This window comes from Tsukamurella paurometabola, assembly GCF_900631615.1.
Taxonomy (GTDB): Bacteria; Actinomycetota; Actinomycetes; order Mycobacteriales; family Mycobacteriaceae; genus Tsukamurella; species Tsukamurella paurometabola_A.
In genome coordinates this window covers 3934159-3959879 of the sequence record NZ_LR131273.1, presented here as the reverse complement: position 1 = coordinate 3959879, position 25721 = coordinate 3934159, and the positions used below count along the sequence as shown (strand labels likewise).

At 72.3% G+C, this 25721-nt stretch carries 27 protein-coding genes; 16 read left to right on the top strand and 11 right to left on the bottom strand.

The features are described from left to right. The first annotated feature begins 112 nt into the window (after positions 1-112). From ELY19_RS19795 to ELY19_RS19770, 6 genes are all read left to right on the top strand, one after another. Entirely contained in the window at positions 113-1231 is a 1119-nt protein-coding gene (locus ELY19_RS19795) for a phosphotransferase family protein (protein ID WP_126197806.1), read from the top strand. Then, positions 1228-2367: an Rv3169 family protein gene (locus tag ELY19_RS19790; protein WP_126197804.1), complete on the top strand. Its 1140-nt coding sequence runs from the start codon at positions 1228-1230 to the stop codon at positions 2365-2367. The genes ELY19_RS19795 and ELY19_RS19790 overlap by 4 nt, the downstream gene beginning before the upstream one ends. Positions 2368-2408: 41 nt before the next feature. Next, the gene (locus ELY19_RS19785; protein WP_126197802.1) at positions 2409-3230 is read left to right on the top strand and encodes a DUF3097 domain-containing protein; all 822 of its coding nucleotides are present in this window, start codon (positions 2409-2411) and stop codon (positions 3228-3230) included. 35 nt (positions 3231-3265) lie between these two features. Then, a complete protein-coding gene (locus ELY19_RS19780; RefSeq protein ID WP_126197800.1) occupies positions 3266-3889 on the top strand; it encodes a TetR/AcrR family transcriptional regulator in 624 nt (207 codons plus the stop codon). A 69-nt stretch (positions 3890-3958) separates the two neighbouring features. Continuing rightward, positions 3959-4864: an AurF N-oxygenase family protein gene (locus ELY19_RS19775; RefSeq protein WP_126197798.1), complete on the top strand. Its 906-nt coding sequence runs from the start codon at positions 3959-3961 to the stop codon at positions 4862-4864. Further along, entirely contained in the window at positions 4861-5625 is a 765-nt protein-coding gene (locus ELY19_RS19770; RefSeq protein WP_126197796.1) for a DUF4873 domain-containing protein, read from the top strand. Before ELY19_RS19775 ends, ELY19_RS19770 begins: the two co-directional genes overlap by 4 nt. A gap of 1 nt (position 5626) precedes the next feature. Here ELY19_RS19770 and ELY19_RS19765 read toward each other — a convergent pair whose 3' ends face one another. Further along, positions 5627-6502 (bottom strand): alpha/beta fold hydrolase, encoded by an 876-nt coding sequence (locus ELY19_RS19765; RefSeq protein WP_126197794.1) that lies wholly within the window; start codon positions 6500-6502, stop codon positions 5627-5629. 67 nt (positions 6503-6569) lie between these two features. Here ELY19_RS19765 and ELY19_RS19760 point away from each other — a divergent pair, with 67 nt between their 5' ends. Continuing rightward, positions 6570-7001, top strand: a complete 432-nt coding sequence (locus ELY19_RS19760) for an NfeD family protein (protein ID WP_126197791.1) — start codon at positions 6570-6572, stop codon at positions 6999-7001. Between the two features lie 26 nt (positions 7002-7027). Next, entirely contained in the window at positions 7028-8314 is a 1287-nt protein-coding gene (locus tag ELY19_RS19755) for an SPFH domain-containing protein (protein ID WP_227966981.1), read from the top strand. 21 nt (positions 8315-8335) lie between these two features. Here the strand turns inward: ELY19_RS19755 and ELY19_RS19750 are convergent, their stop codons facing one another. From ELY19_RS19750 to ELY19_RS19740, 3 genes are all read right to left on the bottom strand, one after another. Beyond that, positions 8336-8944, bottom strand: coding sequence for a hypothetical protein (locus ELY19_RS19750; protein WP_227966980.1), 609 nt, complete (start codon positions 8942-8944; stop codon positions 8336-8338). 8 nt (positions 8945-8952) lie between these two features. Continuing rightward, positions 8953-9555 (bottom strand): hypothetical protein, encoded by a 603-nt coding sequence (locus ELY19_RS19745; protein ID WP_126197787.1) that lies wholly within the window; start codon positions 9553-9555, stop codon positions 8953-8955. Between the two features lie 65 nt (positions 9556-9620). Next, complete coding sequence (locus ELY19_RS19740) at positions 9621-10778, bottom strand: TDT family transporter (RefSeq protein WP_126197784.1); 1158 nt, start codon at positions 10776-10778, stop codon at positions 9621-9623. 71 nt (positions 10779-10849) lie between these two features. On the opposite strand from ELY19_RS19740, the gene ELY19_RS19735 reads away from it, so the two are divergent. Further along, complete coding sequence (locus tag ELY19_RS19735) at positions 10850-11779, top strand: LysR family transcriptional regulator (protein ID WP_126197782.1); 930 nt, start codon at positions 10850-10852, stop codon at positions 11777-11779. On the opposite strand, the gene ELY19_RS19730 is transcribed toward ELY19_RS19735, so the two are convergent. From ELY19_RS19730 to ELY19_RS19710, 5 genes are all read right to left on the bottom strand, one after another. After that, positions 11727-12518, bottom strand: a complete 792-nt coding sequence (locus ELY19_RS19730; protein WP_126197780.1) for an ABC transporter permease — start codon at positions 12516-12518, stop codon at positions 11727-11729. The two genes, ELY19_RS19735 and ELY19_RS19730, sit on opposite strands and share 53 nt — an antisense overlap. Then, complete coding sequence (locus ELY19_RS19725; protein WP_126197778.1) at positions 12518-13378, bottom strand: 2-aminoethylphosphonate ABC transporter permease subunit; 861 nt, start codon at positions 13376-13378, stop codon at positions 12518-12520. The genes ELY19_RS19730 and ELY19_RS19725 overlap by 1 nt, the downstream gene beginning before the upstream one ends. Continuing rightward, positions 13375-14439, bottom strand: coding sequence for an ABC transporter ATP-binding protein (locus ELY19_RS19720; protein ID WP_126198951.1), 1065 nt, complete (start codon positions 14437-14439; stop codon positions 13375-13377). Before ELY19_RS19720 ends, ELY19_RS19725 begins: the two co-directional genes overlap by 4 nt. Positions 14440-14465: 26 nt before the next feature. After that, positions 14466-15497, bottom strand: a complete 1032-nt coding sequence (locus tag ELY19_RS19715) for a 2-aminoethylphosphonate ABC transporter substrate-binding protein (RefSeq protein WP_126197777.1) — start codon at positions 15495-15497, stop codon at positions 14466-14468. Positions 15498-15562: 65 nt separating this feature from the next. Then, positions 15563-16666 (bottom strand): TIGR03364 family FAD-dependent oxidoreductase, encoded by a 1104-nt coding sequence (locus ELY19_RS19710; protein ID WP_126197774.1) that lies wholly within the window; start codon positions 16664-16666, stop codon positions 15563-15565. 155 nt (positions 16667-16821) lie between these two features. Between ELY19_RS19710 and ELY19_RS19705 the strand changes: the two genes are divergently transcribed. Beyond that, a complete protein-coding gene (locus tag ELY19_RS19705) occupies positions 16822-17586 on the top strand; it encodes a GntR family transcriptional regulator (RefSeq protein WP_126197772.1) in 765 nt (254 codons plus the stop codon). After that, positions 17583-18284: a phosphonatase-like hydrolase gene (locus tag ELY19_RS19700; protein WP_126197770.1), complete on the top strand. Its 702-nt coding sequence runs from the start codon at positions 17583-17585 to the stop codon at positions 18282-18284. Before ELY19_RS19705 ends, ELY19_RS19700 begins: the two co-directional genes overlap by 4 nt. 19 nt (positions 18285-18303) lie before the next feature. Here ELY19_RS19700 and ELY19_RS19695 read toward each other — a convergent pair whose 3' ends face one another. After that, entirely contained in the window at positions 18304-18993 is a 690-nt protein-coding gene (locus tag ELY19_RS19695) for a TVP38/TMEM64 family protein (RefSeq protein ID WP_197715937.1), read from the bottom strand. A 120-nt stretch (positions 18994-19113) separates the two neighbouring features. On the opposite strand from ELY19_RS19695, the gene ELY19_RS19690 reads away from it, so the two are divergent. The 5 genes from ELY19_RS19690 to ELY19_RS19670 are packed head-to-tail and all read left to right on the top strand — an operon-like array spanning position 19114 to position 25049. Then, the gene (locus ELY19_RS19690; RefSeq protein WP_197715936.1) at positions 19114-20907 is read left to right on the top strand and encodes a methylmalonyl-CoA mutase family protein; all 1794 of its coding nucleotides are present in this window, start codon (positions 19114-19116) and stop codon (positions 20905-20907) included. 1 nt (position 20908) lies between these two features. Continuing rightward, on the top strand, positions 20909-23143 hold the full coding sequence (scpA, locus tag ELY19_RS19685; protein WP_126197768.1) for a methylmalonyl-CoA mutase: 2235 nt from the start codon (positions 20909-20911) through the stop codon (positions 23141-23143). Next, on the top strand, positions 23143-24123 hold the full coding sequence (gene meaB / locus ELY19_RS19680) for a methylmalonyl Co-A mutase-associated GTPase MeaB (RefSeq protein ID WP_126197766.1): 981 nt from the start codon (positions 23143-23145) through the stop codon (positions 24121-24123). Before scpA ends, meaB begins: the two co-directional genes overlap by 1 nt. 20 nt (positions 24124-24143) lie before the next feature. Next, positions 24144-24542 (top strand): helix-turn-helix domain-containing protein, encoded by a 399-nt coding sequence (locus ELY19_RS19675; protein WP_416222714.1) that lies wholly within the window; start codon positions 24144-24146, stop codon positions 24540-24542. A gap of 48 nt (positions 24543-24590) precedes the next feature. Further along, positions 24591-25049, top strand: coding sequence for a VOC family protein (locus tag ELY19_RS19670; RefSeq protein WP_126197764.1), 459 nt, complete (start codon positions 24591-24593; stop codon positions 25047-25049). 7 nt (positions 25050-25056) lie between these two features. Here the strand turns inward: ELY19_RS19670 and ELY19_RS19665 are convergent, their stop codons facing one another. Continuing rightward, on the bottom strand, positions 25057-25707 hold the full coding sequence (locus tag ELY19_RS19665; RefSeq protein ID WP_126197762.1) for a helix-turn-helix transcriptional regulator: 651 nt from the start codon (positions 25705-25707) through the stop codon (positions 25057-25059). Between the last annotated feature and the right edge of the window lie 14 nt (positions 25708-25721).

Here is a 25721-nt window from a genome sequence, read left to right as displayed (position 1 = left end):
GCGCCGCTGGGGCGCACATCTCAGCGCCTCGCGCGGGGACCGTGCGCTGCGCCCGCCGCCGAATTCCTGAAACATGTTCTAGCAAAGGTCGCGCGGATCTACCCTGACCTGCATGACCGAATCGGACACCTTCGCCGAGCAGGCCCGCCCGGCCTCCTCACAGCGCACGCCGGACGAGGTGCGCGCCCAGTTGCAGCAGTGGTTCGCCGCGCGCGAGCCGGGCGCCGAGGTGCTCGATCTCCAGGTCCCGCAGGGCAACGGCATGTCGAGCGAGACCCTGCTCGCGACCGTCCGGTTCGGCTCCGACGAGCGGCGCCTCGTCATCCGCGTCGCGCCCCGGCCGGAGTCCGACCCCGTGTTCCCGACCTACGATCTGCCCGCGCAGTTCGCCGTGATGCGGCACGTCGAGTCCTACGGTGTTCCGGCCCCGTCGTGCCTGTGGGGGGAGGAGGACTCCGCGGTGATCGGCGCGCCGTTCCTCGTGATGGACCGCGTCGACGGCGACGTGCCGCCCGACGTCATGCCCTACACCTTCGGTGCCTGGCGGCCCGATTCCACCGACGCGGACCTGCGGGAACTCGCCGACGCCTCGGTGGACGTGCTCGCCACCATCCACGCCGTGCCGGCGCCCGCGCCGGGCGTCGTGCCGACTCCCGGACCCGGGGAGACGGCGCTCGCCGCGCACCTGCGTCGGCTGCGGGCGTTCTACGACTGGGCGGCGCAGAACCACGGCGGAGCGCCGCTGCTCGACCGCGCGCTGGACTGGGCCGAGAAGCACCTGCCGGGCCACGCCGACCAGGTGCTCCTCTGGGGCGATGCCCGCATCGGCAACATCATGTACGGCGGGCCGTCCGGCACCACGCCCGTCGCCGTGCTCGACTGGGAGATGGCGACCGTCGGCCCGTGTGAGCTGGACCTCGGCTGGTTCGTCTACCTGCACCGGTTCTTCCAGGACCTCGCCGAGCTCGCCGGGCAACCGGGCCTGCCGGGCTTCCTGCGCCGCGCCGACGTGGAGCGACGGTACGCGGAACGCACCGGCCACGTCCCGCGGGACATGGACTTCTACACCGCCTACGCGGCGATCGTGCACGGCGTCATCATGTACCGGATCCAGACCCGCGCCATCGACTTCGGAGCCGCGGCCGCGCCGCAGAACCCCGACGACATGATCCTGCACCGCGCCGCCATCGAGGCGATGCTCGCCGGCACCTACTGGGAGGCGCTGCCATGACGGCGCAGTGGGCCGGTTCGCCACTGTCCCCGGCGGACGACCTTCCCGTCCACCAGGTCGCCGAGGTGATCCGCCACCCGGCCACCTCCGACCGCAACTTCTACGACCGCTACTACTTCAACGCCCACAACGGCACCGCCGACGAGCCCTTCCTGGTACTCGGCCTCGGCGTCTATCCGAACCTCGGCGTCGTCGACTGCTTCGCCGTCGCGCGTCACGGCGACGACCAGATCGTGTTCCGCGCGTCCAGGGCCCTCGGCGCCGACCGCGCCGACACCGCGGTGGGCCCGATGCGCGTCGCAGTGCTCGACGGCCTGCGGCGCCTGCGCGTCACCCTCGAACCGGGCGCGGACTACGACCTCGCCTTCGATCTCACGTTCACCGGCACCGGCCCGGCGCATCTCGAGCCGCGGCACTTCCACCGCCAGCTCGAGCGCGTCACCTTCGACACACAGCGGTTCGTGCAGGTCGGGTCCTGGGCGGGCGGCCTCACGGTGGACGGGGAGAGCTTCGACGTGAGCACCTGGCGCGGCAACCGCGACCGTTCGTGGGGCGTGCGCCCGGTCGGCGAGGCCGAGCCGCCCGGCCGCCGGGTCACCGAGGCCGGCACCTTCTTCTGGATCTACTCCGTACTCGACCTCGCCGACGCCGCGATCTGCGTGGTCCTGCAGGAGGACGCGCAGGGTCGTCCCGTCGTCGAGGACGCCACCTGGATCCCGCACGACGGTTCCGCGCCGCGCTGGCTGGGTCACGTCGCGCACGACGTCGACTTCGTGCCGGGCACCCGCCAAGCCCGCGCCGCCCGGCTGACCTTCACCGGGTCCGACGGTGCCGCCACCACGGTGGACGTGCGGATCCTGCTCGCGAACCATTTCGGCTTCGGCACCGGCTACGGGCTGGACCAGGACTGGCGGCACGGCATGTGGCAGGGCGAGGAGAAGGTCGAGGGCCGGCGCTTCCGCGTGCCCGACCTCGACGCGAGTCTCACGATGCTGGTGCCCGTCGAATACCTCGCCACGTGCACCGTCCGGCATCCGGACGGGCGCAGCGAGGAGGGCGAGGGACTGTTCGAGTTCGGCGCCATCGGCCCGCACGCGCGGTACGGCTTCACGCAGTACGTCGACCCGGCCCCGTAGATCCCCGGTTCCGGCCGTCCTCTCGACTACCGTTGAGCGCCGTGGCGAACAGCTATGGAGACATCTACGCCGGGCACGCGAGCCGGAGAGCCCGCGCCGTTCCCGAGGTTCCGGCCGACCGCGACCTCGTCGTGGAGGACGCGGCCACGGGGTTCTGCGGGGCTGTCGTGGGCTTCGACAAGAGCTACGACGGGGACTTCGTCAAGCTCGAGGACGGCCGCGGCGCCGTGCGGGTGTTCGCGATGCGCAAGGCCGCCTTCCTCATCGACGGTAAGCCCGTGACGCTGGTCAAGCCGCGGGCGAAGGCACCGTCGGGCCCGCAGCGCAGCGCGTCCGGATCCACCCGGGTGGAGGGCGTGAAGGCCCGCGTCGCGCTGCCGAGCCGGATCTGGGTAGAGGGCATTCACGATGCCGCGCTCGTCGAACGCGTCTGGGGACACGACCTGCGGGTCGAGGGTGTGGTCGTCGAACAGCTCGAGGGCCTCGACCACCTCGGCGCCCGGCTCGCCGAGTTCCAGCCGGGTCCGGGCCGCAAGGTCGGCGTGCTCGCCGACCACCTCGTCGAGGGCTCCAAGGAGTCCCGCATGACCCAGTCGCTCGGCGAGTACGTCATGGTGACCGGCCACCCGTTCATCGACATCTGGGCCGCGGTGAAGCCCTCGTCCGTGGGCATCGACGCGTGGCCCGACGTTCCGCGGGGTGAGGACTGGAAGACCGGTACGTGTGCGCGCCTCGGGTGGGGTACCCCACAGGACGGCTGGCGCCGCGTTCAGGGTGCCGTCACCTCGTTCCGCGACCTCGACGCGTCGCTCATCGGCGCCGTCGAGCGGCTCGTCGACTTCGTCACCGATCCGTCGGCCTGACCCGATCAGCGGGTTTGCAGGGATAGAATCCGCAGGTGGCATCGACCCCGACGACGAAACCCGACACCCGGCAGCAGATCCTGCGCGCGGCGCTCGACTGGGTCGATGAGGCGGGTCTGACGCGGATCTCGATGGGTGCGCTGGCCAAGCGCGCCCGCCTGGCCCGGGCCACGCTCTACCAGCACTTCACCGGCAAGGACGCGCTGGTCGAGGCCGTGGTGTCCAGCGAGCTGGACAAGTTCTACAGCCGGATCCACGCCTACGCCGACGCGATCGAGGACAACGATGAGCGGCTCGCGGCCGGTTTCGGCTACGCCTACGCGTACCTGCGCGAGCACCGTGCGCTGCAGCGCGTCCTCGCCGTCAACCCGGCGCTGATCCTGCCGTACATCCACGGCGATTCCCCGCAGATCAAGCAGGGGCGGCGCTTCTTCCTGCAGGAGATCCGCCGCGGCGAGTACCGCGACGACGCCGACGTCGGCGCCCTCGCCGACTTCTTCGTCCGGCAGTTGCACTCCCTGCTGCTGACGCCGTTGCCGGCAGTCGAGGGCGCCGCCGACGGCCCTGACCACCGCGGCCCGAGCTCCGCGAACGTCGAAGCGGGCCGCCGGTACGCGGAGACGTTCGTTCTGCCTGCGCGGGCCCAGTTCGTGCCGTAGACAGGCCTTGTACCTGCTCGAATAGACAGAATGCTTTACTCTGTCTGCCTTCGGTGTTACGTTCGCCACATGACCGATACGACTCTGCCCGAACGCACCCGAGACGCGGTTGCCGACCGGCTCCTCGGCGGCTCCGTGAAGCGCTCCTACGCACCCGTCGTGGACATCGACTGGGACGCTCCCATCGACCCCGACAAGTTCTTCCTGCCGCCGCACATGTGCACCCTCTACGGCACCGACCTCTGGAACGGCATGACCCGCGAGCAGCAGATCGAACTGTCGCGCCAGGAAATGGTCAACCTGCTGTCCATGGGGATCTGGTTCGAGAACCTGCTCAACCGGCTCCTGCTCCGCGAGTTGCTCTCCAAGGACCCCACGTCGCGCGATTCCTTCTACTCGCTCACCGAGATGGGTGACGAGTGCCGGCACATGGTGATGTTCGGCAAGGTCATCGACCGCGTCGGCGCGCGTCCCTACCGCCTGCGCGGTTGGCAGCTCGCGGTGGTGAAGTTCGTGCTGGCGCCGGTGATCCGCGGCCAGGCCGTCTGGATCGCCGCGCTCGTCGGCGAGGAGATCTTCGACGCCCAGCAGCGGCAGATCAAGGACGACCCCGAGCTGCAGCCCATCGTCGCCCGGCTCATGCAGATCCACGTGACCGAGGAGGCGCGGCACATCGGCTACGCCCGCGACGGCGCCCGGCGCGGGCAGGCCGATCGCAGCCGGTTGCAGACGCTGCTGGTGGGCAACCTGCACGCCGGTGCGGCCTTCGGCTTCCGCATGCTGTTCGCGAACCCGCGCATGTACGCCCGCGTCGGCCTCGACCCGAAGGCGGCCTACCGCGCCGCGATCACCAACCCGCACCACATCAAGGCCAAGCAGGACGGCTTCCGCGACCTCGGCCGGTTCCTCGACTCCGTCGGCCTCATGGGCGGATTCGCGCGGTGGTCGTGGAAGAAGGCGGGGTTCCTGGCGTGATCGCCGAGGAGCAGCCGCGGATCGCCGTGATCGGGTCGCGTGTACCCGGGATCGACGGGACCGTCGTGGCACCGTCGGACGTGGCGGGCCTCCGGTTCCGGCCCGACCGCGACGCCTGGACCCTGACCACCCCCGCCGGAGCGACCGACTACGACCTCGTCGTGCTCGCGGGCACGACGGCCGCGATCGAGGTCCCGGCCCTGGACCCGCGGGTCGTCCCGCCCGGCACCGTCGGGCCCGCGGACGCCGAGCGCGCGTACCTCGGCATGCTCGTCGACGGGGTGCCCAACCTGGTCCTCACCGACGGCTCGTCGCTCCAGGTCACCACGCTGCACGCGTGGCTGCGCTGGATGTACACGGAGGCGGCGACGCGACTGCTGTCACGGCCGCCGGTGACCGCGCGGTGGATCCACAAGGGGCGCCGGGCGCCGTCGCGGCCGGATCGGGACGCGATCGACCTGTCCAACGACCACGTGCGCGACGAGGGCGTCTACGCCGGCGAGGCCGTGCTCCGGTCGGGCGACTACGAGGCGGTCTCGCCCGTGCGGCTCGCCGGGCACCTCGAACCCCTCGACGGGAACTACCACTGGTACGGCACCGTCGACGATGCGGAGATCGGTGCGGCGCTGAAGAAGATGCCGCGCGGCAGCGTCACCGTGTCGGTCGCCGGGGGAGAGGCGTCCCCCGCGATGGTGACCGACAGGACCGTGTGGGGGACCTACCGGCTCGTCGGCGTCGGTGCGCCCCCGTATCCGCTCTGACTCAGTCCACCATCGCCGGCCCGGCGACGAGTCGGCGGACCTCGTCGACGATCACCTCCGGATCGGTCAGCGGAACCTGGTGCCCCGAGTTCGCGGCAACCACGTGCCGTCCCGCGGGCGAGGCCGCGGCCCGCCCGGCGTGCGCCTCGTTGACCCGCGCGCGCACCGCCTTCCCGAGGCCGCCGCTCTTCGCCCCGGACACGACGGTGACGGGCAGGTCGCCGAGGTCCGGCGCGGATCCCCGCCACGACTGCAGCTCCGGATAGAACGTCTTCAGCTCCTGCGCCATCGTGTCGATCGCCCGCGGCGTCGTCGCCTCGCGGGCGAGGTCCGCCCGGACGTCCGCCGGTGCCCGACGGAAGGCGAGCCCGCCCAGGAGTCGGAGGATCCCAGTGCGGGCGAGCCCGCGCATCACGGTCATCATGATCGCTGCGCGCCGGCCTGCTCCCTCCCGGAACATGTCGTCGGCCGCCTCGTCGGACGGGTCCACCAGTACCAGGCCGGCGATCCGGTCGGGCCGCCGCGATGCGGCCAGGCGCACGATGACCCCGCCCAGGCTGTGGCCGACGAGGACGAACCGGGCGCCGTCGCCGTCGTCGAGACCGTCGAGCAGGTCGTTCAGGTCGTCGGCCATCCGCCCGAACGTGCGGTCGGCCGCATCGGGCTCGCTCCGGCCGAGCCCGGACCGGTCGTACACGACGGCCCGTGCGAAGCGGGCGACGGCCGGTTGCACAGTGCCCCAGCTGGATCGAGTGCCGCCCGCACCGGCCTCGAAGACCACGACCGGTGCGTCACGGGGGCCGTCGAGCTGGGCGGTGTGCAGCCTCCTGCCGTCGCGCGTGCTGAAGTATCTGCTCGTCCCCTGGGTGTGCGGCATGGCCACAGGGTAGCGGCGCGCCCTGACGGTTCTCGCCCGTCCTGTCCGATTCTGGCAGGATCGAGGTATGGCAGCGGCGCTCTGGCTCATCGGCGCGATCCTGCTGGCCGCGGCGGAGACGGCGGCCGGCGAGTTCACCCTGCTCATGCTCGGTGGCGGGGCGCTCGTGACCGCCGGCGCCACGGGCGTGTTCGGCCTGCCGCTGTGGGCCCAGGGAGTCGTCTTCGCCGTCTCATCGGTGCTGTTGCTCCTGGTTGCCCGGCCGCCGCTGCGGCGGTACGTCGAACGCCGCCGCGGTGACGCTCCGTCGTACCTCGAGTCGCTCCCCGGGTCGAAAGCGACGGTGCTGCAGTCCGTCTCGGGCGACGCCGGGCGGGTGCTGATCGGCGGCGAGGAGTGGTCCGCACGGACCCCCTACGACGGTGCGCCCATCCCCGTCGGCGTGGAGGTGACCATCGTCGAGATCGACGGCGCGGTCGCCGTCGTGGTCGACAGCTGATCGAAGACCAACGGAGAGGAAGATCCATGGAGGGCATAGGAATCGGGCTGGTCGTACTCCTCGTACTGATCCTGGCGGCGGTGGTCGTCCTGGTGAAGGCACTGGTGCTGGTGCCACAGGCGCAGGCCGCGGTGATCGAACGGCTCGGCCGCTACACGCGCACGGTGTCCGGCCAGCTCGCGCTGCTCATCCCGTTCATCGACAAGGTCCGCGCCCGGGTGGACCTCCGCGAACAGGTGGTCTCCTTCCCGCCGCAGCCGGTGATCACCGAGGACAACCTGACCGTCAACATCGATACCGTGGTGTACTTCCAGGTCACTCGCCCCGAGGCAGCCGTCTACGAGATCAGCAACTACGTCGTCGGCGTCGAGCAGATCACCACCACCACCTTGCGGAACGTGGTGGGCGGCATGACGCTCGAGGAGACGCTCACCTCGCGCGAGGTCATCAACGGCCAGCTCCGCGGCGTGCTCGACGAGGCCACCTCCCGCTGGGGCCTGCGCGTGGCCCGGGTCGAACTGAAGTCGATCCTGCCGCCTCCGACGATCCAGGAGTCGATGGAGAAGCAGATGAAGGCGGACCGCGAGAAGCGCGCGACCATCCTCGCCGCCGAGGGGCATCGCGAGGCCGCGATCAAGTCCGCCGAGGGCGACAAGGCCAGCCGGATCCTCCTCGCCGAGGGTGAGCGCCAGGCCGCCATCCTCTCCGCCGAGGCCGATCGGCAGGCCGAGATCCTGCGCGCCGAGGGGCGCAGGGCGGCCTCCTACCTGGAGGCCCAGGGCGAGGCCAAGGCCATCGAGACCACGTTCTCGGCGATCAAGTCGGGTCGGCCGACGCCCGAGCTCCTCGCCTACCAGTACCTGCAGACGCTTCCGGAGATGGCGCAGGGCGACGCGAACAAGGTCTGGGTGGTGCCGAGCGACTTCAACGCCGCGCTGCAGGGCTTCATGCGCAACCTCGGCACCCCGGGTTCCGACGGTGTCTTCCGGTTCGAGCCGTCGGAGGACGACACGGCGGCGGCACCGGACATCGACACCGAGGGCTGGTTCGACACGCCCGAGCCCGTCTCGCCCGTGGTCGTGACGAAGGACGAGGTGCCCGACGCGCCGGCGGCCGCATCGGCATCCGTGCCCCCGGTGCCGGAGCCCGCGCCGGGCGACCCGTCGACCGCCGCCGCCCGGCTCCCGCTCGGCCAGGCCCAGGGACAGCTGGGGCAGGGACAGCTGGGGCAGGGACACACCCGGTGGCAGAAGCTCACCCAGCCCGAGGCGGGAGAGCCCGAGCCGCAGACGCCGCAGGAGCGCGACGACTGAGCTGCGGGCGTCGGGCGACGGTCAGCGGCCCACCGCGACCGCGACGCCCGCACAGGCGGCCGCCCACAGCACCGAGACGAAGGTGCCGATGATGAACTGCTCCGCGGCGCCGGGGTGACGCAGCTCCGGGTACCGGGCGAGGCCCTTCGCGGCGACGATCACCGCGAGACCGCCGCCGAAGTTCGCGAGCACGCACACCGTGATCGCGGCGCGTTCGAGAACGCCGATCGCGAGGCCGCCGCGCAGCGGGGATGCGGGTACCGGCTCATCGGCGGGCGGGTCCTCCGCCCGGCCGTCACCCTCGGTCGCGCCGGCACCCTCCGTCCCCTCCGGCTGCGGTTCGTCCGTGGAGGGGGCGGGAGGCTCGGTGCCGGGCTCGTCGGCGCCCGTGGCACCGGCCAGTGCGAACGCGGCGGTCACGAGCGCGCTGCCGCCCGCCATCGCCGCGAGGACGGCGGCGACGCGGACGGCGGCCAAGCCGACACCGTGGGCGGCGGGGGCGGCCAGTGCCACGGCCGCGGCGGCGCCCAGCAGCACCGCCGGCACCGCGGCCCACGCGAGTCCCGATGTGCCGCCGCGCCGCGCCGCGAGCACGCCGGTGGCCGCCGCGGCGAGCAGCAGTGCCACCACCGCCGCGATCATCGGCCCGCCCCCGCGCTCGCCGTGTCCGCCTCGGTCAGCAGGTCCACCGCGAGGGCCCGGCCCGCGGGCTCCACTGACCAGCCCGCCGCCGCGGCGCGCTGCGACGCGGCCTGCCGCGAGATGCCGAGCTCCGCGGCCGCCGCCGTGATCGACATGCCCGTGTTCAACAAGGCGGTCACCTCCTGCCCCTCCCGTGATCTGCGGCCCACGATAAGGCCGAGCACCGACAGGATCGCCTCGGCGCGCGCGGCGGAGGCCCCGTCGGTCCCCCGGACCTGCACGGGGACCGCCGTGCTCTTCGCCGCCTCGACCGCCTCCCGCGCCGCCTCGTAGGCGCGGCCGCGCCCCGCGCGGGTCTGGGCGGGGAGTGGCGTCTCGACGGGGCCCACGCCGAGGCCGACGCTCCAGTGCCCATCGGTGAGAAGTGCGAGCGCGGCGTCGACGGCGACGGTGGCCTCGTCCGTGACGGCCTGCAGTTCGTCGCCCGCCGTACGGTCGGGCGCGCGGAGCCACGCGAGCGGTGCGAGCAGCGCGTGGGCCGCCTCCACGCGGTCGATGTCGGCGCGGCTGCCCCGCTGGTCGGCGGTGAGAACGAACATATCGCAAGTGTATGGGCTTGCCTAGGGTGATAGCAAGGTCGTGGTCTTGCGGCCTTGGTCGAGGCTCAGGTCAGCTCGGGGTGCCGCAGGAGCGCGCCACTGACGACGGCGCGCGGTGCGGTGCCCCTGGCCGCGAGCGCCCACCCCGCCACCAGGCCCAGGAAGTAGGCCACCGCGAGCACCCCGTACCCGGTCGCGCCCGTCGCCACCGTCATGGCGCTGAAGCCCGTGGCGCACGTCCCCACGGGGAACGTGAACGACCACCAGGTCAGCGCGAACGGCAACCCTTCCGCGTCGGCCAGTGCGGTGCGGGCGGTGAGGGTCAGCGCGACCGCCGTCCACATCAGCACCGCCACCGTGACCGTCCACCCGTAATCGGTGCCGAAACGCTGCAGCGCGGCGGCCGCATCCGGTCCCACCGCGAGGTGGGCGTTGGCGCCGAGCCCGTTCGCCGCGGTGATCGACTGCCCGAGCGGGCCGAGCACGATCCAGGCGGTCGGAACGATCGCCGGGGTCCACGCCGGCCCCCGGAGCAGGCGCAGGATCACGGCGGGCAGTACCAGCAGCGCGCTGACGAGGGTGAAGGCGAAGCAGCCGTAGCTGAACCACAGGAGCGCCGTGCGCGGCACGCCCGCGGGCGTGTACGGGAGCAGCACGGCCCCACCCGCCGCGGTGACCATGGGGGAGACGACCGGCATGAGCCACCCCGCGAAGGCGGCATCCGCGCGGTAGTGGCCGCCGCGGAACATCAGGGCCGGGATCAGGACCGCGAAGAACAGGCCCAGCGCGGAGCCGACCGTCCAGAGGGTGATCCCCACGACGAGGGCGGCCCGGAGTCCGATCCAATCCCTGCCCACCACTACGGCCCCGATGCCGACGGTGAGGAAGGCCATCGCCATCGCGCCGTAGAAGTTGCCGATCACGGGATCGCGGTGATGCCGGCGGGCGAACGCGGGATACCGGATCCAATGCGCGACGGTGCCGGTCGTCAGGATCGTGAGCAGGATCGCGGCCAGCGCCCAGACCGCGGCGGCAACGGTGCGGAGGCCCGGCACGTGGATCGGGAGGCCGACGGCCGCGGTGGCGACGATGCCGGTCCCCATCACCGACGCGAACCAGTTCGGCGTCAGGTTGGACACCGCCTCGCCCGGGGCCCGGAGATCGCGCAGCAGAACGCCCCGAGCGGGGCGGGTGGTGCGGGAGTCGGTGGTCGTCGCGTGCATGACGACCACACTGTCGCCGGCGGTCGCGACCCGGAACCCACAGGACGTCTATCTACCCATAGAATAGGGCTATGGAGATGCCGTCCGTCGAGTCGTTGCGCCTGCTGGTCGCCGTCGCCGACCTGGGGTCGATCTCCGCGGCCGCTCGCGCGTGCTCGATCTCCCAGCCCAGCGCCAGCTCCCGCCTGCGGCACCTCGAACGCCAACTGCGCCTCGACCTGTTGGACCGCCGCACCCGCGGCGCCGAACTCACCCCGGAAGGTGCCGCGGTCACCGAGTGGGCGCGCTCGGTGGTCAGCGCGATGTCCGCCCTGCAGACCGGTGCCGAGGCGCTGCGCTCCGACCACACCGTGCGCATCGCGTGCAGCCAGACCATCGCCGAGTACCTCATGCCTGCCTGGCTCGCCCGGCTGCGCGAGCACACCGACGAGCCCGTGCACCTGACCGTCGGCAACTCGGCCGCCGTGATCGCCGAGGTGCGGAGCCACATCGCCGACCTGGGCTTCATCGAGGGCCCGACGGTGCCCGACGACCTCGCGTCGCGCTCGGTGCGGATCGACCGGATGGTGCTCGTCGCCGCCCCCGGCGATCGGCTCGCCCGACGGCGCGACGACCGCCCCGTCACCGCGGCGGAGTTGGCGGACCTGCCGCTCGTCACGCGCGAGCCGGGCGCGGGAACCCGCGACGCGCTCGAGGCCGCGCTGCGGCGGGTCGGACTCCCGCCGAACCCGCACGCGGTGGCGCTCGGAACGAACGCGGCCGTCAAGATCATGGTCGCCGCGGGAGGCAGAGCGGCGGTGCTCAGTGAGCTCGCGGTGGCGGCGGAACTGCGCGACGGTCGCCTCGTCGAGATCCCCACCGCCGGTGTCGATCTGCATCGGCGCATGCGCGCGGTGCGGCGCAAGGACGCCGCACCGCGCGAGGTGGTCGACACCTTGCTCGCCGTTGCTAGCGGGCGCGCCGCCGGAACGCCGAGAGCACACCGAGGATCACCACGGTGACCAGCACGAGGAACATCGTGTTCGCGGCCGCACCGAAGAGGTCGCCGCGGTCCGACTGCGTGAACACCGTGACCGGCAACGTGCGCCAGGACGCTGGGTAGACCATGATCGTGGCGCCGAGTTCGCCCATGCACAGGGCGATCGACAGGCCCGCGGCCGCCGCGATCGACGGCAGGAGCAGGGGCAGCCGCACCGTCACGAGCAGGCGCACCGACGACGCACCGAGCGAACCACCCACCTTGTCCAGCATCGGATCCAGCTGCGAGACGGCAGCCGAGACCATCGAGTAGGCGAACGCGAAGACCAGGATCGCCTGCACCAGGATCACGATCGACGGGGTGCCGCCCAGCACCAGCGGCGGTGCTGAGAAGGCCACGAGCACGCCCAGGCCGACCACCACCGACGGGACCGCCACCGGGAGGTGGAAGAACGCGTCGACGGCGCCGCGGAGCCGGCCTGGCAGGCCCGGGACGGCGAGCGCCGCCCAGGTCCCGGCGACCACCGCGACGGCCGACGCGAGGAGCGCGGTCTGCACAGAGACGCCGATGCTGGCCGCGTTCTCGGGCGTGAACACCCCGGCGACGTGGTCCATCGTCAGAGCGGACGGCAGCACCGAGGTCCAGCTCGCACTGAACGCCGTGACCACGGTGACGGCGATCGGGGTGATCACCAGGGCCAGCAGCACCACGGCGAACACCACCCAGACGGCGGCGCGGGCCGCCGGATTGCGCACCAGCATCAGCGCACTCCCTTCCGCACGAGCAGGCGGTACGTGACGTACGCGCCGATGGAGATGACCAACTGCACCGTCGCCAGGACGGCGGCCGAGGCGAAGTCCTGGCCCACGATCGAGCGGGTGTAGATGAGCATCGGCACCGTGATGACGTCCTTGGCGCCCGTGAACAGCACGATCCCGAACTCGTTGAGCGTGAGCAGGAAGGTCAGCGAGCCCGCGGCGGCCAGAGCCGGAAGCACGGCGGGCAGGATGACGCGGGCGATGATGCGCAGCGGCCCCGCGCCGAGCGACGACGCGACATCGATCTGCACCGTCGGGAACTGGCCGAACGCCGCGAGCATCGGGCGCACGACGAACGGGGTGTAGAAAGCGATCTCGGCGAGGACCACGCCCCACAGCGACGTCGTGAACGACCCCGTCGGCACGCCCAGGGCCTGCGCCACGCCCACCGGACCGAGCAGCACGCCGAGCGCCAGCGGGATGAGGAAGCTGGGGAAGGAGACCACGACCTCGATCAGCCGCGCGACCGCCGCTGTCCCGGGGAAGGGGACGAACGCCAGCACCAGCGCGAGGAACGTGCCGGCGATCAGGCATCCGGCCGTCGAGAGTGCCGCGACCTTCACCGTCGTGCCCAGGGCGCTGAGCACCGCGCCGTCGGTGAGGGTGTCGCGCCAGGTCGCGAGGCCGGCGGGGCGCTCCGCCTTGTCGGTGAACGTGCGCGCCACGATCCCGACCAGCGGATACACGACGGCGACGAGGATGAACGCGACCGGCGGCAGCACCCACACCCAGCGCGGGACCGCGTGGCCCGGCTCGGCCGACGGTGCCTGCGGAGCGGTCGGGGCGTCGAGAACAGCGGTCACCTGGGCACCACCATGACGTCGGCGGGAGCGACCTCGACCCACAGCGTCTCGGCCCGCAGGGGCGCCTCGGTGAGCACCGGCACGTCGACACCGATCGTCTCGCCCGTGTCGGTGACCCGCGCGGTGACGTGTCGGACGGCGCCCCGCCATTGCTCCTGCTCGACGGTCACCCGCAGCCCGTTCGACGGTGCCGTGCGGGTGAACCGCCACGCCCACGGCCGGACCGCGAGGAGGTGGTCACCGTCGGGCAGCGGCCGGGAGGTGCGCAGCGCTCCGCCCGGCAGGACGTCCGCGCCGCCGAGGAAGGTCGCGGTGAACCGCGTCGGCGGGCGGTGGAAGAGCTCCTCGGTGGTGCCGATCGCCTCGAGCCGGGCGTCGCGCATGATCGCGACCCGGTCGGCCAGGGCGAGCGCCTCGCTCTGATCGTGCGTCACGTAGACCATCGCGACGTCGGGGAGCTCGCGGCGCAGGCGCTGCAGTTCGCCGAGCATGTCCTTGCGCATCCCGGCGTCGAGTGCGGACAGCGGCTCGTCGAGCAGCACGACGTCCGGGCGGGTGGCGAGCGCGCGGGCAATGGCGACGCGCTGCTGTTGCCCGCCGGACAACTGCCGCGGCAGACGATCCGCGTACTCCGCCATGCCGACCATTCCGAGTACCTCGGCGACGCGGGGCGCGATCTCCGCGCGATCCGCGCGGCGCGACCGCAGGCCGAAGGCCACGTTCTTCGCGACGGTCATGTGCGGGAACAGGGCGTAGCTCTGCACGACGATGCCGATGCCGCGCTTGGCGGGCGAGAGGTGCGTGACGTCGCGGCCGTCGATGGTGACGGTGCCGGACGAGACCCGTTCGAAGCCGGCGATCGCCTTGAGAGCGGTGGACTTGCCCGAGCCGGACGGTCCGAGCAGGGCGACGGTCTCGCCGCGGGCGACCTCGAAACTGCAGTCCCGCAGGGCGACCGTGTCGCCGTAGGCGACGCTGACGTCCTGGAGGCCGACGGCGACCGCGCGGCGGACCGTGCGGTCCACCGCGTCGTCGTCGAGGCCCTTGGGCGCGGCGGACAGGGCGGAGCGGGCGTCCTTCGGCGCGGTCACTGGCCCGTGGCCTTCTCGTACGCCTTGACGTCCGCGTCCAGTCCGCCGAGGACCTCGTCCCAGTTCGGGTACCAGATCTCGACGCCGTCGAGAGCCGTGCGAAAGGCGTCGGCCTCGGGGCCGGAGGCGGTGACGTCCGAGCGGACCGGTGCACCCCAGGCACGCGCCGGAACGTTCTGCTGGACGTCCTTGGAGAGCAGATGCTCCATGAGCTTCGTGCCGTTACCCGCGTGGGGCGCCTTGTCGGCGAGGCCCATGTAGTACGGCAGTGGCAGCGTGGTGCGCTTGCCGTTCCAGGTGGGGTAGAAGACCTCGTAGGCGACCTTGTCGGCGGCGATCGCCGCGAGGGCCATCTGGACGTCGGAGTTCGCGACGGTCAGCTCGCCCTTGGAGGTCTTCGGGCCGAGCTTGCCGGTGGACGTCGACGGGCCGACGTTGTTGGGCTGGAGGTCGGCGAGGTACTTCAGCGCGGCCTCCTTGCCCATGACGTGCTGGAGGAGCAGCAGCAGCGCGGTGCCGTCGCCGGCCTTGCCGGGCGTCGAATACTGGATCTTCTGCTTGAACGCCGGACCCGTGAACTCGGACCAGTCGGCGGGCTTGGGCTGCGCCGCGGTGTTGCGGATCATCGCGAAGTAGTTGTTGACCACCGCCACGTAGGTGCCGTCGGCGGCCTTGAGCTCCGCCGGCACCGCCGAGGTGTCGACGGCGGACTTCGCCAGGGAGCCCTGCTGCTGGGCCTGCTGGATGAACGGGGGCAGGGTGACGAGGACGTCGACCTGCGGATTCGCCTTCTCCTTCTGGGCGCGGGAGACGACCTCGCCCGAGCCGGCTTCGACGAGCGCGACCTTGACGCCGGTGCGGCGGGTGAAGTCCTCGAACTCGGCCTTGTACCAATCGCCGAGGCCGTCGGCGCTGTAGACGGTCACGGTGTCCGAAGATCCGGTGCCGCCGCCGGTGCCGCCGCACGCGGCGACGGCGAAGACCGCGGCGACGGCCGTGATCGCGGAGAGGGATCGGGTGATACGCATGGGGGAGTGCCCTTCGTTCGAGTGGAGCGGAGGTGGTGGTCGGGTTGTGACGGTGTTCGGTGGGGTCAGGCCGGGAAGTGCCGCCGGGCGAAGCCGTGGGCGATGGTCATGCCGACACCGGAGGTCACGATGCGCACGCTGAGGCGCTCCTCCGGTTCGGCGACGAGGTAGGGGCGGAGGGGACTGGAGGCGTAGACGCCCTGCCAGCGCTCGATGATCCGCAGACCTTCGACGCCCAGGACCCGGGTCGCTTCGGCGCGGAGGATCTCGGTGACGGACTCATCGAGGAACGGGTCGACGGTGCGCTCGGTGTGGTGGGAGTCGCCGATGAGCAGGGTGCCGTCGGGACGCTGCGTGAACATGACGTTCGCGTCGATGCCCAACAGGTCGGGCCGGTCCGCCTCCATCCGCGCGCGGAGGGCGGCCGCGGCGCTCGTCTCGGCGAAGGCCGCGTAGCGCAGGAGTGAGGTCGCGGTGAGGACCGCGGGGGTCACGGCCGCGCCGGGGTCGGCCGCGCGGGCCATCTGCAGCGCGCACCGGTCCACCCGGTGCTCCTCGGCGAGGGTGGGGTAGAGGTGATCGAGGTCGTGTCCGACGCACACGATCACCCGCTGTGCCTCGATCGGGCCGCGGCTGGTGTGGGCGCGGGTGCCATCGAAGCCGAGGTAGGCGGTGCCGAAGCGGACCTCGGCGCCGGGCTGCGCGCCGACCCAGGCGGCCAGTCGCGCGACGGTGACCCGCGGGTCGACGCGCAGGTCCGCGAGCAGCGCGGCGCCGCCCACCACGTCGCCGGCGCCGCCGGGCAGTTCCCCGCGGACCTCGTCCGGGGTGCGGAGGGCGACCTCGCCGGGCCGGGCCGCGGCGAGTTCCTCGAGCACGGCGAGCTCGGTGGCGTGGCGCGCGACCGCGAGGCCGCCGGTCGCGCGGACTCCGAGGCCGGCCCGGCCGTCGAGGTCGAGCCAGCGCTCGCGGGCCAGGTGCGCGAGCTCGGCGAGGTCGCCGGACTGTCCGGTGACGCACGCGTGCCCGAAGTTCCGGATGGAGGCGCCCACGGCGCGGCTGTCGCGCTCGACGACGGTGACCGTCAGGCCGCGGTCCAGGGCCTCCACGGCGTGCGCCAGACCCACGATCCCGGCGCCGACGACGAGGACGTCCGTTGCGGTGTTCATGGCTCCCAGCCTGGCGTCCCGGTGCGACCCTTGGCAAGACGGATCGCTCGATGTCTATACAAGTTGGCTAGCTGTACATCGAGGTAACACGGTCGTTCATCGACTGTTCACCGACAGTGCAGGTCTGAATCGGTCTCACTTGTATACTCAGTGGCGTGGTCGCAGCTCAGCCCCTTCATCAACGCCTTGCCGCGGAGTTCCGTGCGCGCATCGCCTCCGGCCGCTGGCCGGAGGGCGAGCAGGCGCCCAGCGAGGCGCTGTTGTGCGAGGAGTTCGGCACGTCGCGCGGGCCGGTGCGCCAGGCGCTGGCCACCCTGCGCGCGGAGGGCCTGATCGTCGGCGGTCAGGGTCGCTCGCCGATCGTCCGCCGCAACGTCCCCAGCCATAGCGCCAGCGCCCTCGGCTCGTTCACCGCCTGGGCCCGCGAACAGGGCCGTGAACCCGGACAGCGCACCACCCTCCAGGCCCGCGTCCCCGCGTCCCCGGACATCGCCGAGCGCCTGCAGGTGGAGCCGGGGGAGCCCGTTCTGGAGCTCCGCCGCGTCCGCACGCTCGACGGTGCTCCCGCGCTCTGCGAGACCATGCACTTCGTCTGGTCGCTCGGCAAGCGCCTGATGGAGTTCGACCCGGACACCGGCTCGGTGAACCGCTTCCTCCTGGACGCCGGCGCCGACCTGTACGCCTCCACCCATCAGATCGATGCCGTCGCCGCGACCGCCGAGGACGCGGCGCAGCTCGGCCTCGCGGAGGGCGCGCCGCTGCTGCGGGTGCGCCGCACCACGACCGACGCCGCCGGCGACGTCGTCGAATACGGCGAGGACCGCTACGTCCCCGGTGTGACCACCGTGATCGTCGAGAACCGACTCTTCGCGGCGCCGAGCCCGGCGTTGCGCTCCGTCCCCGTCAGGAGAGATGCATGACCCGCACCATCGACCTCGTCGCGCTGGACATGGCCGGCACCACCATCGACGACGGCGGCGCCGTGTACGAGGCGCTGCGCGGCGCCGTCGAGGACGGCGGTGCGGCCGTCGCGCAGGCCGACCTGCAGGTGTGGATGGGCACCGACAAGGTGGAGGCCATCACCAACCTGCTGCGCCTCGGCGGTGTCGAACCCACGCCCGAACGGGTCGACGCGGGTTTCGCGCGCTTCCGCGAGCGCCTGCAGGAGGCGTACGCGTCGACCCCGCCCACCGCGATCGACGGGGTACCCGCCGCGCTCGCCGGGCTCCGCGGACGGGGGATCAAGGTCGCGCTGACCACTGGTTTCGACGACGCCGTCGCCCTGCCACTGCTCGCCGCGCTCGGCTGGAAGATCGGCGACGGTGCGGACGCGACCGTCGACGCCGTGGTCACCACCTCCGACGTGGCCGCGGGGCGCCCGGCGCCGTACATGATCCACCGCGCGATGGAGCGCACCGGCGTCCGCGACGTCCGCCGCGTGCTCGCCGCGGGCGACACGGCCGTCGACGTGCAGGCCGCGAACAATGCGGGCGCCGTGTCCGTGGGCGTCCTTACCGGCAAGGCCGACCCGCAGATGCTCGCCGATGCCGGCGCAGACCACGTGCTCGGCGGCGTCGTCGACATTCCGGCATTGCTCGACGGAGCGGCGCAGGACTGAAGGCTTGCGCTTGCCTGCGTCAAGCCTCTCGGCTTGCAGGCATCCGGGCGTCGAGGAGCAGCCCGGCGATGCCGGTGGCCATCAGGACCCCGCTGATCACGACGAGCCACGGCGAGGACTCGCCGGTGAGCGCGTCGCCCAGCAGGACGACGGCGATCGTGCCGGGCGCGAGCCCCGCCACCGTCGCCCCGAAGTACGGCCAGAACGGGACCGGGGACAGCGCCGAGGCGTAGTTGACGAGCGAGAAGGGCGCGGCGGCGATGAGCCGCAGCGAGCCCACGGCCAGCCATCCCCGGGCCCGGAGCCGGGCGGCGATCGGCGCGTAGGCGCGGTGCTCCCGGGCCCGCGCGATGACGCGCGACGGGTGCCGGCGGTCGATCTCCCGGACGCCGAGGAAGGCGACCGACGCCGCGACGGTCGACGCCGCCATGCACACCGCGATCCCCACCACCGGGCCGAACAGGAACCCCGCGGACACCGTGAACATGGTGCGCGGGATCGGGAGGATCGTGACCACCGCGTGCGCGACGAAGAACAGGGCGAGGAACCACGGTCCCGTCGAATCCGCCCAGGCCCGGATCGTGGCGGCGCCGGGGTGCGGCAACAGCATGCCGAGCGCGACCAGTCCGAGGATCACGGCACCGCCGACCGCCGCCCGGACCACCAGTCCGCGGTCGCCGGGCCGGATCCGAGATTCGTTGGCACCCACGGGACGACCCTACTGGGGCGTAGCGAACGCAATCGGTTAACGTGGGTTCTCGGACGCCGTTGTGACGCGACGGCGCGTGCGCGGCCGTGCGTGTGCGCGGCCACAGGTGAGGAGGCCCACGTGGTGGACAGTCCCTTTGAGGCGTGGCGTGAGTCCGTCGGCGCCGTGCTCGCGAAGTCGCGCGGCGGGACGCCGCCCGAGGACCCGATCGCCGCGTTGACCACCCCCACCGAGGACGACGGGGTGCAGATCGCGCCGCTCTACTCGCAGCGGGACGAGTTGCCCGAGGCGCCCCTGCCCGGCGCGTTTCCCTTCGTCCGCGGCGGGAACCCGACCCCGGACGTGCGCCTGGGCTGGAAGGTCGCCGAGCGCTTCGACGGCACGACGGACTCGGCGGACGTGCTCGGCGCGCTGGAGTCCGGTTCGAGCGCGCTCTGGTTGACCCGTCCCGATCCCGCCCCGCTGCTCGAGGGCGTCTACCCGGACATGGCGCCGATCCTGCTCACCGCCGGCGGCCGCGCGGCCGACGCCGCCGCGCAGGTGTACGCGGCCCTCGACAGGGCGGCGCAGTCCGACGCCTACCGCGCCGACCTGGTGCGTGTCAGCCTCGGTGCCGCACCGCTCACCTCGCAGGTGGTCGGTCGTTCCGACGTCACCCTCGACGAGGCGGTCGAACTGGCCGGTGCCGCCGATGCTCGCGCCGAGGACGTCCGCGCGCTCGTCGCCGACGGTGCCGACCTGCACAACGCCGGCGCGACCGCGGCGCAGGAGCTGGGCCTGACCGCCGCCGCAGCGCTCGACCAGGTGCGCGCTCTCGTCGCCGCGGGCCTCCCCGTGGCCGCCGCGCTGCGCCAGCTGACCGTGCGGCTCGCGGCCACCGACGACCAGTTCCTCACCCTCGCCAAGATCCGCGCCTGGCGCACGGTCTGGGCGCGGGTCGCGCGGCAGCTCGGCGCAGCGGAGGCCGGCAACGCCCCCGTGCACGCCGTCACCTCGCTCGCCGCGACCACCCAGCGGGATCCCTGGGTCAACATGCTCCGCACCACCGTCGCCGCCTTCGGCGCGGGCCTGGGCGGCGCCGACTACGTCACCACCCTCGACTACGACGAGGCACTGCCCGGCGGCGTCGACGGGTACTCCGCCGCCTTCGCGCGACGGATCGCGCGCAACACCCAGCTGTTGCTGCTCGAGGAGTCGAACCTCGGCCGCGTCGTCGACCCCGGCGCCGGCTCGTGGCACGTCGAGTCGCTCACCGACGACCTCGCCCGCGCGGCCTGGGCCGTTCTCCAGTCCGTCGAGGCCGCGGGCGGGTTCGCCCGCGGTGCGGCCGAAGAGACCATCGCGACGCAGCTCGGAGAGTCCGCCGACCGCCGCGACGCCGCCGTGGCCCGGCGCGCGAAGAAGCTGACGGGGGTGAACGAGTTCCCGAACCTGGCCGAGCCGCCGGTGGCACCGTCGGCCGCGACCAACGGCCCCGTCGTTCGGGCCCACGCCGCGCCGTTCGAGGCCCTGCGCACCCGTTCGGACGCCTTCCTGCGCGAGCACGGCGTGCGTCCGCGGGTCCGGATGGTGACGATCGGTACCGTCGCGCAGCACAACGGCCGCTCGACGTTCCTGACCAACCTCCTCGCCTCCGGCGGCATCGAGACGGTCCTCGACGCGGCCGAGCAGGCCGCCGGCGCGGCCACCCTCGACGGCACGCCGGGCGCGAAGATCGCCGCGCTGGCCGGATCCGACGCCGGGTACGTCGAGGAGGGCGAGGCGCTGGCCCGCGCTCTGCGCGACGAGGGCTGGCTGGTGCTCCTGGCCGGTGCGCCGGGCACCGTCGACGACGGCCTCATCGACATCTATCTGCACGCGAAGATCGACGCCGCCACGGCGCTGGACGATCTGCTGACCCGGCTGGGGGCATGAGATGACTGACACCACCATCGGCAGCTTCGCCGACGTCCCGTTCGAGGAACTACCCGGCGCGACGCCGTCGTCCGCCGACGTCGACGCCTTCGTCGAGGCCTCCGCGGCGGCGTACGCGTACACCCCGGAGCAGCTCACCTGGACGACTCCGGAGGGGATCGACGTCAAGCCCGTCTACACGCGGGCCGACCGCGACGCCGTCGCCGCGGCGGGGTACCCCGTCGACTCCTACCCGGGCGCGGTGCCGTTCCTGCGCGGCCCGTACCCGACGATGTACGTCAACCAGCCGTGGACGATCCGGCAGTACGCGGGCTTCTCGACCGCCGCGGAGTCCAACGCCTTCTACCGGCGGAACCTCGCCGCCGGGCAGAAGGGCCTCTCGGTGGCCTTCGACCTGGCGACGCACCGCGGCTACGACTCCGACCATCCGCGCGTCACCGGCGACGTGGGCATGGCCGGCGTGGCCATCGACTCGATCCTCGACATGCGGCAGCTCTTCGACGGCATCGACCTGGGCGGCGTCTCCGTCTCGATGACCATGAACGGCGCGGTCCTGCCGATCCTCGCGCTCTACGTGGTGGCCGCGGAGGAGCAGGGCGTCGGCCCCGAGAAGCTCGCCGGCACCATCCAGAACGACATCCTCAAAGAGTTCATGGTGCGCAACACCTACATCTATCCGCCGGTGCCGTCCATGCGGATCATCTCCGACATCTTCGCGTACACCTCGCAGAAGATGCCGAAGTTCAACTCCATCTCGATCTCCGGCTACCACATCCAGGAGGCCGGGGCCACGGCCGATCTCGAGCTCGCGTACACCCTCGCCGACGGTGTCGAGTACATCAAGGCAGGCATCGAGGCGGGCCTCGACGTGGACACGTTCGCGCCGCGCCTGTCGTTCTTCTGGGGCATCGGCATGAACTTCTTCATGGAGGTCGCCAAGCTCCGCGCCGCGCGCCTGCTGTGGAGCGAGCTCGTGGCCGAGTTCGACGCGAAGAACAGCAAGTCCCTGTCGCTGCGCACGCACTCGCAGACGTCCGGCTGGTCGCTCACCGCGCAGGACGTCTTCAACAACGTCGCGCGCACCTGCGTCGAGGCGATGGCGGCGACGCAGGGCCACACCCAGTCGCTGCACACCAACGCGCTCGACGAGGCCATCGCGCTGCCCACGGACTTCTCCGCGCGCATCGCCCGCAACACCCAGCTGGTGCTGCAGCAGGAGTCGGGCACCACCCGGCCGATCGACCCGTGGGGCGGCTCGTACTACGTCGAGACGCTCACGCACGAGCTGGCCGAGCGCGCCCGCGCCCACATCCGTGAGGTCCAGGAGGCCGGCGGCATGGCGAAGGCCATCGGCGAGGGCATCCCGAAGCTCCGCATCGAGGAGGCCGCGGCACGGACGCAGGCGCGCATCGACTCGGGCCGCCAACCCGTGATCGGCGTGAACAAGTACCAGGTGGCCGAGGACACCGCGATCGAGCTGCTCAAGGTCGACAACTCGAAGGTCCGTGCCGAGCAGCTCGCCAAGCTCGAGCGGCTGCGCGCGGAGCGCGACCCTGAGGAGGTGCGGGCCGCCCTCGCGAACCTCACCCGGGCGGCGTCCGCCGAGGGCGGGGCGAACCTGGAGAACAACCTCCTCGCCCTGGCGATCGACGCGGCCCGGGCCAAGGCCACCGTCGGCGAGATCTCCGATGCACTGGAGCAGGTCTACGGCCGGCACCAGGCCGAGATCCGTACGCTCAGTGGCGTGTACCGCGACGAGGCGGGTTCCGCCGATAACATCCAGACCGCTACCGAGCTGGTCGAGAAGTTCGAGGAGGCCGACGGCCGCCGTCCCCGCGTGCTCATCGCCAAGATGGGGCAGGACGGCCACGACCGCGGCCAGAAGGTGATCGCCACCGCCTTCGCCGATCTCGGCTTCGACGTGGACGTGGGCCCCCTGTTCTCGACGCCCGAGGAGGTCGCGCAGCAGGCCGCCGACAACGACGTGCACGTCGTCGGCGTCTCGTCGCTGGCCGCCGGGCACCTGACGCTCGTGCCCGCGTTGCGCGACGCGCTCGCGGAGGTCGGCCGACCGGACATCACGATCGTGGTCGGCGGCGTCATTCCGCCCGGCGACTTCGACGAGCTGTACGCGGCCGGCGCCTCGGCGATCTACCCGCCCGGCACCGTCATCGCCGATGCCGCGGTGAACCTGCTGCACGAGCTGGGGAACAAACTGGGGTACTCGCTGGCGTGATGACCGTCGCCGAGCTCGCGGAAGGGGTCCGGGCCGACAAGCGCGCCGTGCTGGCGCGCGCGATCACCCTCGTGGAATCGCGGCGCCCCGACCATCAGGCCCTCGCGCAGGAACTCCTGCTCGCGGTGACCCCGGGTCCCGACGCGCCGATCGCCACCCGGGTGGGCATCACCGGCGTGCCCGGGGTGGGGAAGTCGACCACCATCGAGGCGCTGGGCAACCACCTGATCTCGCTGGGGCACAAGGTCGCCGTCCTCGCCGTGGACCCGTCGTCCACCCGCAGCGGCGGATCCATCCTGGGCGACAAGACGCGCATGGGCACCCTCGCCGTGAACCCGCGCGCGTACATCCGGCCGTCGCCCACCTCGGGGACGCTCGGCGGCGTCGCGAAGGCCACGCGCGAGACGATGGTGCTCATGGAGGCCGCCGGCTTCGACGTGATCCTGGTCGAGACCGTCGGCGTCGGGCAGTCCGAGGTCACCGTCGCGAACATGGTGGACACGTTCGCCTTCCTCACCCTGGCGCGTACCGGCGACCAGCTGCAGGGCATCAAGAAGGGCGTGCTCGAGCTCGCGGACGTGGTGGCGGTCAACAAGGCCGACGGCGATCACGTCGTGGAGGCGCGCGTCGCGGCCCGCGAGCTGTCGAGCGCGCTGCGCCTGATCCACCCGCGCGGTTCCCTGTGGCGCCCGCCCGTGCTCACGCAGAGCGCCGTCGAGGGCACCGGCATCCCCGAGTTCTGGGACGCGATTCTGCGGCACCGCACCACCCTGCAGGAGGCGGGGGAGTTCGACCGCCGCCGCCGGCAACAGCAGGTCGACTGGACCTGGACGATGGTCCGGGACGCGATCCTCGGCCGCGTCGAGCACTCCGACGGGGTCCGTTCGGTGCGGTCCGAGGTCGAGGCCGCGGTCCAGGACGGCTCGCTGACCCCCGCCCTCGCGGCGCAGCGGATCCTCGACGCCTTCGACGGACGCTGACGCGCGGGATCTGCGCACCCGTGCCTGAGCTGTCGCCCCGGGAGGACGTCAACCGGCGCCTGCTCCGGGCACGGGACGCGATGGACCGGCACTACGCGGAGCCCCTCGATGTCCCGGCGGTGGCGCGGATCGCGCACATGTCGGCCGCCCACTTCTCCCGGGAGTTCGCCGCGGTCTTCGGCGAGACGCCGCACAAGTACCTGCAGCGCCGCCGGATCGAACGCGCGATGGCGAGGTTGCGCGACACCGACCTGGCGATCACCGACATCGCGTTCGACGTGGGCTTCGGCTCGTCCGGCACGTTCAGCCGGACCTTCCGCAAGATCGTGGGGCGCTCGCCGTCCCTGTACCGCCGCGAGGTCGCCCCGGTGCGCGCCCCGGGGTGCGTCATCCGGGCGTGGACGCGGCCGTCGGATTGAGCAGTTTCGGATAAGCGGAGCCCACGCGGGCTTCGTAGGCTCAGTGCCATGTTCACCTCCATCGCCATCACGTCCGTGTTCGTCCTCGACCAGAACGAGGCCCTCGACTTCTACGTCGGCAAGCTGGGCTTCGAGGTCCACGACGACGTCGACATGGGGTTCATGCGCTGGCTGACCGTCGCACTGCCGTCCGAGCCGCAGCGCCAACTCCTCCTGGAGGTCCCGGGAGTGGCCGGCGGTAGCCCGGAGACGACCGCCGCGCAGCGGGATCTGCTCACCAGGGGTGCGCTCGGCGTGGCCTGCATCCTCACGACCGACGACTGTCGCGCCGCCTACGCGAAGCTCAGCGCCCAGGGCGTCGAGTTCACCGAGGAGCCGCAGGAGCAGCCCTACGGCATCGACTGCGCTCTGCGGGATCCGTTCGGCAACCAGATCCGGATCACCCAGCCGAAGCAGGGCCCCGTGGAGATCACCCAGGCCGACGTGGACCGTTGGTCCGGGGCGTGAGCCCACGTCAGGGCAGCAGGCGATCGCGGGCCGCGCGCGCCACCGCGGCCGCGCGACTGGACACGCCCAACTTGGCGTAGATGTGCTCGACGTGCGACCCGACGGTCGAGAGCGCGATCCCGAGTGCCCCGGCTATTCGGCGGTTGGTCGCACCGTCGGCCAGGAGGCGCAGCACGTCAAGTTCCCGGGCCGTCAGCACCGTGCCCGACGGTGCCGTCGCGTTCCGCGCCAGGGCGACCAGCTGTGGGCACAGCCACACCAGGAATCCACGGGCATGCGGCGGGACGTCGGGACTGTCGAAGCTGAGATGCATCGCCCCGATCAGCTCGGTGCCGTCGGTGAGGGCCATCGACGTGCCCTCGCGGAACCCCGCGGGCGCGAGCAGCGATCGGGCGGTGGGACCGTTCCGGAATCCGGGGAGGTCCTCCCAGAACAGGGGGCGCCCCGGATCGGCGACGACCGCCGTGAACGCGGGCTCGGCCTCTATCGAGCCCGCGAGGTACCGCCGGACCGGCTCGCGGTAGCCCCACGTGATGTGTGGTCGCATCACCGCCCTCGAGGACTCCCGGAAGCAGAGCGCCCCCGCGGCGGCGGGGAGCGCCGCGCGCGTGAGTTCGACCAGCCACTGCGCGTCGGCCACCGGCGGGGACGTCGTCATGCCGTCATTGTGTC